Raw genomic sequence first — 12760 nt, forward strand, 5'->3', positions numbered from 1 at the left:
TTGATGTTTTTATGCTTAACGATCTTCTACTGATACTTCTGGAGCGCTCAGCTCTTTAACATCAGCTTTATCGGAATCTATAAGATCTATTGAAGCAATAACTTTACTTTGGTCTAACTTCTGAAGTTTACGCGCTGTTACCAACACTCTAGACTCAAGCGAAGAAGCAAACTTATTGTAAGCTGCGACTGTTCTTGCCAAAGATACGCCAAGTTTTGAAGCATTTTCTCCAAGAACCGCAAAGCGATCGTACAATTCTCGAGATAAATCGAAAAGTTCTTTTGCATCATCTGTAAGACTTTGCTGCTGCCATGCGTATGCAACAGACTTAAGCACAGCCCACAAAGTAACTGGGGAAGTGAGGGCTACTTTTTGCGCAAAAGCATCATCCATAAGCGTTGGATCCGCCTCAAGAGCTGCCTGAAGCAATGCTTCGTTTGGAATAAATGCAACTACAAAGTCTGGTGCTGTTTCAAAAGCCTGCCAATATGCTTTAGCTCCTAATGCTCTAACGTGCTCTCGCAAAGCTTTAGCGTGCGCTTTTAGAAGCTCACTTCTTCTAGCTAATTCTTCGTCGCTTGCGTTATCTGGGATTTCGCAAGCGCGCTGATAATCCGCATATGGAACTTTTGCATCAACTGGAATTGTTTTGCCTCCTGGCAGATGCACAACCATATCTGGCCTCTGCTGTTCGCCATTTACTCCCGTTACAACAACCTGCGTATCAAAATCAACATGCTCAAGCAAACCTGCAGATTCCACAATATTCTTTAGTTGAGCCTCGCCCCAAGCTCCGCGAACCTTATTATTTCGCAATGCTGCAGAAAGCGAACTTGTTTCGCGGTCAAGCCTTGCTTGCTGCTCGCTTAAGCCTTTAAGCTGAGTGTTCAGCGCACCCATTTCTTGCTTACGCCCTTCTTCAATCTGCGAAACTTTATTCTTCAAAGCTTCGAGATTGTCTTTTACTGGAGCAAGCGCTTCCAAGACTTTGCCTTGCTCTTTCAAAGTTTTCTCACGATTTAACCGTTCGCGTTCTTCTCGCTCTGTGCGCAATTGCTCTTCGCGATTCACTCGCAATTGCTCTGCTTGCTGCGCCTTAGCAAGTTCTGCTTCAACAAACTTTAATCGCTCAGCAAGCTGCTCTGCTTGCGTGCGATATCGTATAGCCTGATTGCCATTTTCTTGCGCTTGAGCGCGCGCTTGTTCATACTGAGAGTGCAATTCGTTAAATTCGCGCTGGTTTACGCCATTAGCGCCTTGCGTTCCAGAGTTGTGCTTAACAATAGCCAGCACAACAATGGCGGTTATTACAACAGCAACCACCATTAAAACAAACATCACAATATTATCGAACATACGTTCTATTAAACACTACTGCTTCGACTTTTGAAACATAATTAGACACGCGTATTATTGCATAGAAAAATAAGCGTTATGCAACAAAATAGCGCGCTGCCTACTGGGGAATACTCCAATAAACAGCACGCTTTGTTTTATTTGGCTACATTATTTGGCTACATTGAAGAATGCAGGCACTACGCAATCTTGAGAGTCACATGATCGCTAGTATTCTCACAATCCGCAACTACGCGAGCGCCATCATGCACCTTTCCAGAAAGCAGCAATCGCGCAAGTTGATCGCCAATTTCCGTTTGAACCAATCTGCGCAACGGACGAGCACCATAAACTGGATCATAGCCATGCTCTGCAAGCCAAGCGCGAGCAGAATCGCTCACATCCAAGCTAATGCGGCGGTCGCTCAAGCGTGCAGCCACTTGACGAACTTGAATATCCACAATTCCGCCAAGCTCTTCGCGGCTCAACGGATGGAACATAACAAGCTCATCCAAACGGTTGATGAACTCTGGCTTAAACTCAGCGTGAACAGCATTCATAACAGCCTTACGCTTAGCAGCATCGTCCAAGCCTTCTTGCACAAGGAATTGCGAACCCAAGTTTGATGTCATAATCAAAATCGTATTCGTAAAATCAACCGTTCTACCTTGTCCGTCAGTCAAACGACCATCATCCAAAACCTGCAACAAAACGTCGAATACTTCTGGATGTGCCTTCTCAACTTCGTCAAAAAGCACTACAGAATACGGGCGTCTACGCACAGCTTCAGTAAGCTGACCGCCTTCCTCGTAGCCAATGTAGCCAGGAGCAGCACCGATTAGACGAGAAACGGAAGACTTTTCCATGTACTCGCTCATATCAATGCGAACCATTGCACGCTCGTCGTCAAACAAGAAGTCAGCAAGAGCCTTTGCAAGCTCCGTCTTACCAACGCCAGTAGGACCCAAGAATAGGAACGAACCAGTCGGGCGATTCGGGTCTGCAATTCCAGCACGGCTTCTGCGCACAGCATCCGCTATAGCCTGGATTGCTTCGCTTTGACCAACAACGCGCTTAGAAAGCTCCTTTTCCATGTTGAGCAGCTTCTCATTTTCGCCTTGCATCAAGCGACCAACAGGAATACCCGTCCATTCGCTAACAACTCCAGCAATAGAATCAGCATCAACCTGGTCTGGAACCATTGGCTCTTTCGCTTCACTCTTAGCATTAGCAGCCTGTGATTCCGCTTCTTCCAAAGCTTTTTGAATGCTTGGAATTTCGCCATACAAAATACGGCTTGCTTGCTCCAAATTGCCTTCGCGCGTGAATTTGTCGGCTTCTACGCGCTTAGCATCGAGTTGCGCTCGCAAATCGCCAACCTTGTTATGGCCAGCCTTTTCCGCATCCCAACGCGCCTTCAAACCAGCAAGCTTTTCGCGCGAGTTTGCTAATTCTTCCTGCAACTTTTCTAAGCGTTCGCGCGCGGCGGCATCTTCCGCTTTCTTTAATTGCATTTCTTCCATTTCAAGACGCGTAACTTTGCGCTGCAATTCGTCGATCTCTTCTGGCTGAGAATCAAGCTCCATACGCAAGTGAGCTGCCGCTTCATCCACCAAATCAATCGCTTTATCTGGAAGCTGTCTGCCAGTAATATAACGGTTTGAAAGCGTTGCTGCAGCTACGATTGCATCGTCACTAATCGTCACCTTGTGATGCGCTTCGTAACGTTGCTTAAGCCCACGCAAAATCGTCACCGTATCTTCAACAGATGGCTCGCCAACAAATACTTGCTGGAATCTGCGCTCAAGAGCGGAATCCTTTTCAATATGCTCGCGATACTCGTTAAGCGTAGTTGCGCCAACCAAGCGCAGCTCACCTCGCGCGAGCATTGGCTTAAGCATATTGCCAGCATCCATTGAACCTTCTGCAGATCCTGCGCCAACAACAGTGTGAATTTCGTCAATAAACGTAATAATTTGACCGTCTGATTGTTGAATTTCCTTCAACACTGCCTTTAAGCGTTCCTCGAACTCTCCGCGATACTTAGAACCTGCAACCATCGAAGCCAAATCGAGACTGATAAGACGCTTGTTTTGCAAAGTCGTAGGCACATCTCCTGCAACGATTCTCTGAGCTAATCCTTCTACAACTGCCGTTTTACCAACGCCAGGCTCGCCAATTAGCACAGGATTGTTCTTCGTGCGGCGAGAAAGAATCTGAATCACGCGGCGAATCTCCTGATCGCGCCCAATCACAGGGTCAAGCTTTCCCTCACGAGCGCGCGCAGTCATATCAACCGAATATTTTTCAAGCGCTTTGTAGTTGCCTTCCGCGTCCGGACTTGTCACTTTCGCACCTCCGCGCACAGTTGGCACAGCCTTGCGCAACGCATCTGCCGAAACATTGTGCTTTTTGAAAATATCTGCAACAGCATTCGGCGCGCTTGCAACCATGCCAATAAGCATGTGTTCCGTAGAAACGTATTCGTCTCCCATTTCGCGCATCTCTTTTTCGGCTTGACTTAGCGCAGCTAAAAGCTGACGACTTGCATCTGGCTTAGTTGTAGTTGAGCCAGTAGATGAAGGCAATGCCACTAATGCGTTGCGAATTTCTGCTCCGATTTGTTGCGCATCTGCACCAGCCTGCGCAATAAGCGCGCGCACTACGCCTTGCTCTTGGCGAAGTAAGGCATCTGCCAAATGTAACGTATCAACTTGCGCATTGCCAGCTGCAGCCGCGCTTTGCACAGCATCACTTAATGCATCTTGCGCTAAGGTTGTAAACTTTTGTTCCATATTTACCCCCATTTGCACCGCTATCTAGCGGATTTTAGGTGATTTGCGTGCACTTTTTGCGATTGCACTCAAACCACATTCTGTCAATTTCTAAAACTTGAGTCTACTACACTCAAGTTTTGTTTTCAAGATGTTTGTGGCGTTTCCTTAAATCTTCGGTTGCTTGCGACTTTTCCGCAGCAAAGTCGTCAATCGCAAAGTCGTCAGTCAAATATCAAAAATAAATAAGTATCAAAAATAAATAAGTATTAAATATGTCGTAATCTTAAAAATATGAGAATTGCACGTTTTTCCTATAATGAAGTTCCTCAATACGCGTTTGTTCAAAAAGACGAAACAGACGGCAAGGATTATTTAGTAGCACTGGAAGGCCACCCATTAAGCCCTCAAGGAGTTAAGCCAACCGGCAAACGCTACGAGCTAGACGCCGATGGCGTGCGCCTGCTTGCACCGGTAATTCCTTCAAAAGTCTACGGATTGGCAAAAAACTACGATACGCGTTCTGCTGAAGAGCGCGACGCTTCTCCTGCGGCAACTTCGCATACTGCTGCAGATATGGTTATTTTTACAAAGCCGAGTACTTCTGTAGTCGGCCCAGACGATCCGATTGTTATTCCTGCTTTTTCAAACGATATGAATTTTGAGCCAGAAGTGGCTGTTGTTATGGGCAAGATTGCCAAAAATGTGTCGGCAGACACCGCAATGGACTATGTTTTTGGCTTTACTTGCGTAAATGACGTGACTTTGCGCGATTGCGCAGGCAGTGACCCAATGTTTACGCGCGCAAAGGGCTTCGACACTTCTTGCCCACTAGGCCCATGGATTACAACTGAGCTAAATTGGCGCGATTCCCATATATCCTTTACGCTTAATGGCAAAGATGTGCCAGAGGCGGACGGCACTACAGCGCGATTGATTCACAGCATTCCACAGCAAATTGCTGCAATTTCAAGCTTCTCAACGCTTCTTCCAGGAGATGTTATTTTGACAGGAACGCCGTATCCTGCAGGAACTTTGCACTCTGGCGACGAAGCAATTGTGCATGTAGATGGCATTGGTTCGCTGCGCAATGTGATTATGCATGCGTGAGCGATTATTGATTTGACTTAAGACTACACAAAGACTACACAAAGACTACACAAAGATTACACAAAGATTACACAAATGCGCGCGGGCCAAAGATTGCCGAACCGATTCGAACCATCGTCGAACCTTCGGCAATCGCCCACGCAAAATCGCCAGACATTCCCATTGAAAGCTCTAATTTTGCAGAGTCTCCATCATAATCTTGCGCGAGTTGTTCACTCACATAATCTCTAATTTCTCGCAATTTTGCGAAACCGCTTCTCACTATTTTTTCATCATTCACGCGCGCTCCAAGCGTCATAAATCCGCGCAAATTAAGCGATGGCAAACTAGATATAGCGAGTGCTTCGTCAATCGCGCGTTCTGGCATGCACCCCGATTTTGTAGCTTCTCCCGAAACGTTCACTTCCAGCATAACGTCTGTGCAAAGTCCCAAATTTTTCGCGCGCGTAGATATTTTTTGCGCAAGCTCAATGCCGTCAACTGACTGAATCCCATTTGCAAGAGGCAAGACTTTGTTTATTTTATTGCTTTGCAGCTGACCTATTAAGTAGAGCGAAATTTCGCCGTTTACACCAAAATTTAAGCCTTCTTTAGCAGCTTCCGCGCGTAAAATCTCGGCTTTTGCAACAATTTCTTGCGGACGATTTTCCCCAATTACGCGCACTCCAGCTTTAAGCGCCGCCATAATCTCCCCAACATCGCGCGTTTTAGTTGCAGCAAGCAGCTTAATAGACTCAGCTTTGCGCCCATAACGCGATTCGGCTTGAGCAATGGCGTCTTGCACGCTGTGTACACCGTCGGCAATTTGACGCGCGCGAACACAATCGACCTCAGTATTCGCCAAATCTTTTTGCGTCATATATGCCATTTATTGCCCCAATCTATCAGTCTAAATACATAGTTTAGTCGAGGAAGGGCACGGATTTGTCTGCTAAGTTTGCGCGAACAGAATCCCACGGCGTGTCAAGGCTTTCAAACAACGCAAGCGCATCTGCAGCGCTCATGTCTACAGGGAGAGTTTGCCCAGGATTTTTATATCCCAAAAGATACATGCAATAGCCAATCATGCGCTCGGCACTCCAGCCAGATTCACGAAGCGCGCCAACGTCTAAAGAATGCTTACTTTTTGCGAGTCGCTCGCCTTGAGCGTTATCAATTAGCGGCAAGTGTGCAAATTGCGGACGCACGTAATGCACACCGTGAGCCGCAAAAAATCCTGATTTTTCCAGCAGTTCGCCAATCCAAATCTGCAACGCTGCAGAACGCAACAAATCGCGGCCGCGCACAATATCGTTTACTCCCGAAAGCACATCGTCAACAACAACCGCAAGTTGGTAGGAAAAAACGCCATCAGCGCGACGAATCACCATGTCGCCCAAATCGCGATTAATGTTAAATGATTGCGCGCCAAAAATCGCGTCCATAAAACTCACATTCGCTTGCGGCGAATCAGCCGAGGGAACAGCAAGTCGCAAAGAATGTTGCTGATTATTTTGCAAACGCTTTTCGATTTGCGCCAAACCTTCCGCGTTTTTACGAAGATTTCTGCACGTACTCGGGTAGCGTATAAATCCGTCGCCTTCTTGCGGAGCTGCAATCGCTCGAATATCGGAACGCGAGCAAAAACAAGGGTAAATCAACGAATTTCCGTCGTCGTCTTGCAAAGATTCTAGCGCCTCAAGAGCTTCTTGGTAGATTGTATTGCGATTATGCTGATAAATCGGCTCACCAACCCAATCAAGACCAGCCCAATGCAAATCGTCAATCACTCGCGCGCTAGCATCCTTCGGCATGCGTGCAATATCAAGATCTTCCAGACGCAAAATCATGCTTCCACCTTGCGATTTTGCAGAAAGCCAAGCAGCCAACATTGCTACCATATTGCCAATATGCATACGCCCAGAAGGAGTTGGCGCAAAACGTCCAATTGCAATAGTTGACTTCGAAAACATTATTCCGTCTTTCTTAATACCTTTATTAACAAGCACAAGCTTGCAAAACATAAACTTGTAAAATAAAAAGCGCGTAACGCATTCATACTAGCATTACACGCTTCTTACAACCGCAATTAATCGCAATTAATCACAATCAACCGCAATAAATAACAGTTAAAAGCAAATGTTTTACGCAAATAGCGACTTAAACATAAGTACGCCCAAGATTGCGCCAGCAGTAGGAGCAACCACTGGAATCCACGCCTCACTCCAGCGAGAAGAACCCTTGTGTGGAATCGGCAAAATGGCGTGAAGTAAGCGCGGCATAATGTCTCGAGCAGGATTCAAAGCAGGACCAGTCGGGCCGCCCATAGAAGTCACCAATCCCCAAACAACAAAGCCAACTACGATTGAAGCGCCAGCCAAATTCTTCTCTCCCCAAGGAGAAGTAAGGCAGCAAAGAGCTGCCAAAACAAGCACGAGCGTGCCAAAGAATTCGTTTAGGAAGTAGTTAAGCTTGTTATTGTAAGCATCCGTAGTGCAGAAAGTGCCAAGAATCGCCTCTGGCTCTTCTGTCTCGTTGTAATGTGGCAAATAAGTTACGTACACAATAAGCTGGCCAACCAACGCGCCCAAAAGCTGAGCCACAATATAAGGTGCAACATTTTGCCACGGGAACATGCCATTTACAGCTTGCGCAATTGTCATAGCAGGATTTATGTGTGCGCCAGAAATTCCGCCAAACATTAGCACTGGGAACATAACACCAAAACCGTAGCCCATAGCAATGTTTAGCCAGCCTGCGTGATGACCTTTAGTGTTTTTAAGTTCAACATTGGCAACAGCTCCATTGCCAAAAATCATAAGAATGGCAGTTCCAATAAACTCGGCTGCCAACATTACTGTAAATGAATGTTGCATGGTCCTTCGATCCTTCTTAATTGTTTTGCTGTTTTGCTCTTATTTAATAAATCATTTTCAAAGAAGCTAAGAAAATGAATTTTAACAATATTTTTCCAACAATTATTCTTTGATAGTTTCCCCTAAGAGCCAGACAGTATGTATGTACGATGGTGTGGGGAGTAGCCAACCAGCGCTCGCACGCATGTAAAACTTCCGTGCATCAAAAGAGGCTCACCACCTTGGCGAGCCTCTTACTACAAAAACAATCTTGCGGATTCATCTGCACAACATCCTCGTTGCAACGGTAAAAGTCTTAAGTATCCGTCCAACGTAATTGGAATCTAACATCCATACATTTTTGTGGGTTACCGCTCTTTTAATTTGTTCTTGTGATTATTATTATTGCTGCTTTTTACTTAATAGTAAAGTGCAAAATTGCTTTTGTTAACATATTGTAATTAGTGTTCATTCGCACATAAAAAATAGACGGTTTTGCATCATTTTGTGAATATGCAATGGTTGTCATGTTCAAATGCGTTCACATATTGAAGATATCGGCGTGTCGAGCACTCGCAGCCGCCGACACTCAGTCGCGCACATCCCTTACAGCGCATACAATTACGGAGTATGGTACAAATTTTTGACGCTCCCTCAAAGGCGATTCTGCGCGGACAAATTGCAGAGCACATCGCCGAAGACGAAAAGGCAGAAAAGCGTGAAGCTCGTGAGGGCGAGCTACCGTTGCCAAAAGATCGCTTCTTTGACCGCGAGCTTAGCTGGTTAAAGTTCAATCGTCGCGTGCTTGAGCTAGCGCAAAATACCGATTTACCACTTCTTGAACGCGCTAATTTTGCAGCCATCTTTGCGTCCAATCTAGACGAGTTCTTTATGGTTCGAGTTGCAGGCTTAAAGCGCAGAATCGACTCGGGAATCGCAGTAACCGCAGCAAGTGGGCTTAGCCCGCGTCAACAATTGCGCGCAATTAGCGAGGTTACGCATCGTCGTCAAGATGAGCATGCGCATTATGTTATTGACCACATTTTGCCAGAACTTGCTAAGCAGCGCATTGTTATGCTCAGTTGGGATAAGCTTACGCAATCCGAAAAAGATAGGCTTTCAGACTATTATCGCAAGCAGGTTTTCCCAGTATTAACGCCACTTGCAGTGGATCCTGCACACCCGTTCCCATATATTTCTGGCAAGTCAATCAACTTGGCTGTTATTGTAGAAAATCCAAATTCTGGAAAGTCGCATTTTGCTCGCGTGAAGATTCCAGATAATTTGAATCGTCTTGTTCCAGTTGATGATTTAACAGACGAAGAAGGCCGCGAAGAGCGCTACGGATTCATTACTATGGAAAAGTTGATTGCAGCACATTTGGAATCGCTTTTCCCAGGCATGATTATTAAGGAAGCTCGCTCATTCCGCGTTACGCGTAACGAAGATATTGACGTTGAGGAAGACGATGCAGAAAACTTGCTCAACGCTATGGAAAAGGAGCTTTTGCGCCGCCGATTTGGGCCGCCTATTCGTCTTGAGATTTCCGACGAAGCTAGCCCATTCTTGTCGCAGCTGCTGGCCAATCAATTGCGAGTAAGTCCAGAGGAAGTCTATCGTTTGCCTTCGCCGCTAGATATGACGGTTCTTTTTGAGTTGCAAGCTCTAGATCGCCCAGATTTGAAGTATCGTCCGTTTATTCCTACTACAAATCGCCAGATTGCAGAAGTGGAAACCAGCCACGCGCAAGATATTTTCGCTTCGATTCGCGAGCACGATATTTTGTTGCATCACCCTTACGATTCGTTCTCTACTTCTGTTCAGGCGTTCTTGGCGCAGGCGGCGGCAGATCCAAAAGTGCTTGCAATTAAGCAAACGCTGTACCGCACGTCTAGTAATTCGCCGATTATCGACGCACTTGTAGACGCGGCTCATGCTGGCAAGCAGGTTCTTGCGTTGGTGGAGATTAAGGCGCGATTCGACGAAGACGCTAACATTGCTTGGGCACGTAAGCTTGAGCGTGCAGGCGTTCACGTTGTTTACGGCATTGTTGGATTAAAGACTCATTGCAAGCTTTCGCTTGTGGTTCGCCAAGAAGCCGAAGGATTGCGCCGCTATTGCCACGTTGGAACTGGCAACTACAATCCTAAGACGGCTCGCCTTTACACAGATTTGGGCTTGCTTACTTGCGACCCTGTAGTTGGCCAAGATTTGACTCGCTTGTTTAATCAGCTTTCGGGCTATGCTCCAAAGTCTAGCTTCCATCGCTTGCTTGTAGCTCCTCGCACAGTTCGGACTGGCATTATTGAGCGAATCCGCAGGGAAGAGGCGGCGGCTCTTGCTGGAAAAGAAGCGTGGATTAAGATTAAAGTCAATTCTGTTGTTGACGAAAAGACGATTGACGCTTTGTATCGTGCAGCTCAAGCTGGCGTAAAGATTGACATTGTGGAGCGTGGAATTTGCTCGCTAAAGCCTGGCATTGAAGGCTTGAGCGAGAATATTCGCGTTCGCTCTATTCTTGGCAGATTCCTTGAGCACAGCCGAATCTACGCTTTTGCTAATTCTTGCGGTCCGCAAATTGGCGATGGTCCTGCAAGTGGCCCAGAAGTGTGGATTGGCTCGGCAGATCTAATGCACCGCAACCTTGATAGGCGAGTTGAAACGCTGGTTCGCATAAGCGCTCCAGACCAGGTGGAAGCGTTGATTCAATACATTGATTTGCAAATGGCGGATTCAACGGTTTCTTGGTGGATGGATGGCGACGGCACTTACACGTTGCATTCTCGCGATGCAGAAGGCAGGCCATTGGTAGATAGCCAGGAATACTTGATTCGCACGCATACGCGTAAGCCGCGCGGCGTTAATTAACTTACTATTAGCAAAAAGCCAGGGCGTTTAGCTCTGGCTTTTTTGCGCTCCGAATTCGTTACATTTGTCTCGCTCGCGAGACGTTTGTAACGCTGGCGGTTTCCCGACTTTGTACCAAATTTGGCAAATAGTTCGCGCGTTACAGCGCGCTATTCCTCGCGGCTATTAGTAGCCGCTCGGCTGATTTGGCATGTAAAGTCCACTGGACTTTACATTTGAGCCAAATCACGCTTTGAAGGAGCTTGAAATGCGTTATGCAATTTCAAGCTCAGTCAAAGCGCTTTACTTGCGTTGAAAGCACACCGTGCTTTCAACTTTGAGCAAGCTCAGCGCTCCGAATTGGAAAATCGTTAGCGCGGCCTAAGCGCGCTAACGTCTTCGCCGCACAGAAGCAGTGCTTCTGTTTTGAGCGGATCAGCGAATCGAAGTGCATTCGCGCGCTACGCTTTAAGCGCTCATGCAAGTCGATTCGCGCTACGCTCTAAGCGAAAAGGCAGGTCGGAGCGCGTACAAAAATGCCGCGCAAGATTTATTCAAGCGCGGCATAACATTAATCGCAGTTTAATCGCGAGTTAAATCGCTACTAATCATGAAGCGTAGAGAATATCTACAACAAAGTAAAGCGTTGAATTTGCAGGAATCGTTACGTTTCCTTTTGCGTCCTTCTTGTCTTCTTTGCCATATCCATCTTCTGGCGGAATTACCAAAAGAACTTGTGATCCAACTTTCTTTCCAGCTAAGCCTTTAGTCCATCCTGGAATAACTTGACCAGCCAGCGAGAAGTCTGCAGGAGTACCGCGCTTCCATGATGAATCAAATTGATACAATTTTCCGTCTTTATCAGTAGTCCATCCAGTGTAGTGAGCAGTTACTGTGCTTTTTTCGCTCACCACTTTGCCGTTGCCCTCAATCAAAGTTTGAGAAATTAGCTTTCCATTTGGCACGTAGTTATTCTTATCTAATGACGGTGCGCCAGACTTATCAAGAGTTACCTTTGGCAGATTTTCAGGAATATCCTTAACTTTGTTGCCTGTTGCGCGATCAAGAGTTTTCATTGCAGAAACAAGAGTTAACACCATTACGTACGCGTCTTGCTTAGTTTGTGGATTTGCAGGAATTCCAAACGCAATCGTTGAATTAATCTTCCTGCCCTTAAGCAGCGTGTAGTAAGACTTGCTAGTAACACCCTTTTTAACAACAATTGAGCAGTCTGGCTTTCCTTGCTTCCATGTGTTCATAAGCTCTTTGCCGCTTTTAGCGTTGTATACAATGCCATTAGCGCATACGCGACTATTTTCTGGGATTTTAGCGCCATTTCCGTCTTGCAAAATGGCGTAAGAATTTGGCTTAACATCTATAGGCGCTGTTAATTCAACCTTTGGCTGCTTTCCTAAAGCTCCGCTAGCCTTAACGCCGCTTAAAACGCTCATTCCAGCAGCGTTTGCTTCACTGCTTGCTGCACCATTGCTTGACTCGCTGTTTGCGCTACAAGATGCTAATCCAAAGCACATGGCAATTGCGCTCGCAGCACAAATTACTCGAGTTATAACTGATTTAGTCAAATTTAATTTGGTTTTTGTCATAAGTTTAAGACTATAACTTGCATGTGATTTTGGTGTGATTTACTAGCGATTTAACTAGCGATTTTAGCGTGCTTTAAGAGCAATTTAGTCGCGATTTCAGTGTGATTTATTGCGCAAAACAGCAAACCTTATAAAAGATTAGTAAAGATTGTAGAATAGATAGCAGTGGATACAATATAACGAATTTAGAATTACGTTAATAAGTTTGTGCGCGTGCGGGGTGCCTAATTGGCGGCGTGCCAAGCTTAAGAAAGAG

Annotated in this window: 8 protein-coding genes; 2 read left to right on the top strand and 6 right to left on the bottom strand. The window is 46.1% G+C overall.

From position 1 onward, the window contains the following. Positions 1 to 15: 15 nt before the first annotated feature. Both ACPEIW_RS00745 and clpB read right to left on the bottom strand, forming a co-directional pair. Positions 16 to 1356 carry a DNA recombination protein RmuC gene (locus ACPEIW_RS00745; protein WP_174190940.1) on the bottom strand — a complete coding sequence of 447 codons (1341 nt, stop codon included), beginning with the start codon at positions 1354 to 1356 and terminating at the stop codon, positions 16 to 18. 179 nt (positions 1357 to 1535) lie between these two features. After that, a complete protein-coding gene (clpB, locus tag ACPEIW_RS00750) occupies positions 1536 to 4130 on the bottom strand; it encodes an ATP-dependent chaperone ClpB (RefSeq protein WP_425663826.1) in 2595 nt (864 codons plus the stop codon). A 273-nt stretch (positions 4131 to 4403) separates the two neighbouring features. Between clpB and ACPEIW_RS00755 the strand changes: the two genes are divergently transcribed. Next, positions 4404 to 5219: a fumarylacetoacetate hydrolase family protein gene (locus ACPEIW_RS00755; RefSeq protein WP_425663828.1), complete on the top strand. Its 816-nt coding sequence runs from the start codon at positions 4404 to 4406 to the stop codon at positions 5217 to 5219. A 67-nt stretch (positions 5220 to 5286) separates the two neighbouring features. Here ACPEIW_RS00755 and ACPEIW_RS00760 read toward each other — a convergent pair whose 3' ends face one another. The 3 genes from ACPEIW_RS00760 to ACPEIW_RS00770 all read right to left on the bottom strand — a co-directional run bounded on the left by ACPEIW_RS00760 (position 5287) and on the right by ACPEIW_RS00770 (position 8074). Next, positions 5287 to 6087 (bottom strand): YggS family pyridoxal phosphate-dependent enzyme, encoded by an 801-nt coding sequence (locus ACPEIW_RS00760; protein WP_425663830.1) that lies wholly within the window; start codon positions 6085 to 6087, stop codon positions 5287 to 5289. A 34-nt stretch (positions 6088 to 6121) separates the two neighbouring features. Further along, a complete protein-coding gene (locus ACPEIW_RS00765) occupies positions 6122 to 7171 on the bottom strand; it encodes a glutamyl-Q tRNA(Asp) synthetase (protein ID WP_425663832.1) in 1050 nt (349 codons plus the stop codon). Between the two features lie 171 nt (positions 7172 to 7342). Continuing rightward, on the bottom strand, positions 7343 to 8074 hold the full coding sequence (locus ACPEIW_RS00770) for an MIP/aquaporin family protein (protein ID WP_425663834.1): 732 nt from the start codon (positions 8072 to 8074) through the stop codon (positions 7343 to 7345). 609 nt (positions 8075 to 8683) lie between these two features. Here ACPEIW_RS00770 and ACPEIW_RS00775 point away from each other — a divergent pair. Next, the gene (locus ACPEIW_RS00775) at positions 8684 to 10921 is read left to right on the top strand and encodes an RNA degradosome polyphosphate kinase (protein ID WP_004131519.1); all 2238 of its coding nucleotides are present in this window, start codon (positions 8684 to 8686) and stop codon (positions 10919 to 10921) included. 587 nt (positions 10922 to 11508) lie between these two features. Here the strand turns inward: ACPEIW_RS00775 and ACPEIW_RS00780 are convergent. Beyond that, positions 11509 to 12504, bottom strand: coding sequence for an FKBP-type peptidyl-prolyl cis-trans isomerase (locus tag ACPEIW_RS00780; RefSeq protein ID WP_116438136.1), 996 nt, complete (start codon positions 12502 to 12504; stop codon positions 11509 to 11511). Positions 12505 to 12760 lie beyond the last annotated feature (256 nt).

Origin of the sequence: Gardnerella piotii (genome assembly GCF_049815665.1) — a bacterium.
GTDB classification, from domain to species: Bacteria; Actinomycetota; Actinomycetes; order Actinomycetales; family Bifidobacteriaceae; genus Bifidobacterium; species Bifidobacterium piotii.

What these genes read in the sequence shown, in the direction of transcription:
- ACPEIW_RS00745 (WP_174190940.1), bottom strand. Translation starts at nt 1,356, where the DNA reads ATGTTCGATAATATTGTGATGTTTGTTTTAATGGTGGTTGCTGTTGTA.
- clpB (WP_425663826.1), bottom strand. Translation starts at nt 4,130, where the DNA reads ATGGAACAAAAGTTTACAACCTTAGCGCAAGATGCATTAAGTGATGCT.
- ACPEIW_RS00755 (WP_425663828.1), top strand. Translation starts at nt 4,404, where the DNA reads ATGAGAATTGCACGTTTTTCCTATAATGAAGTTCCTCAATACGCGTTT.
- ACPEIW_RS00760 (WP_425663830.1), bottom strand. Translation starts at nt 6,087, where the DNA reads ATGGCATATATGACGCAAAAAGATTTGGCGAATACTGAGGTCGATTGT.
- ACPEIW_RS00765 (WP_425663832.1), bottom strand. Translation starts at nt 7,171, where the DNA reads ATGTTTTCGAAGTCAACTATTGCAATTGGACGTTTTGCGCCAACTCCT.
- ACPEIW_RS00770 (WP_425663834.1), bottom strand. Translation starts at nt 8,074, where the DNA reads ATGCAACATTCATTTACAGTAATGTTGGCAGCCGAGTTTATTGGAACT.
- ACPEIW_RS00775 (WP_004131519.1), top strand. Translation starts at nt 8,684, where the DNA reads ATGGTACAAATTTTTGACGCTCCCTCAAAGGCGATTCTGCGCGGACAA.
- ACPEIW_RS00780 (WP_116438136.1), bottom strand. Translation starts at nt 12,504, where the DNA reads ATGACAAAAACCAAATTAAATTTGACTAAATCAGTTATAACTCGAGTA.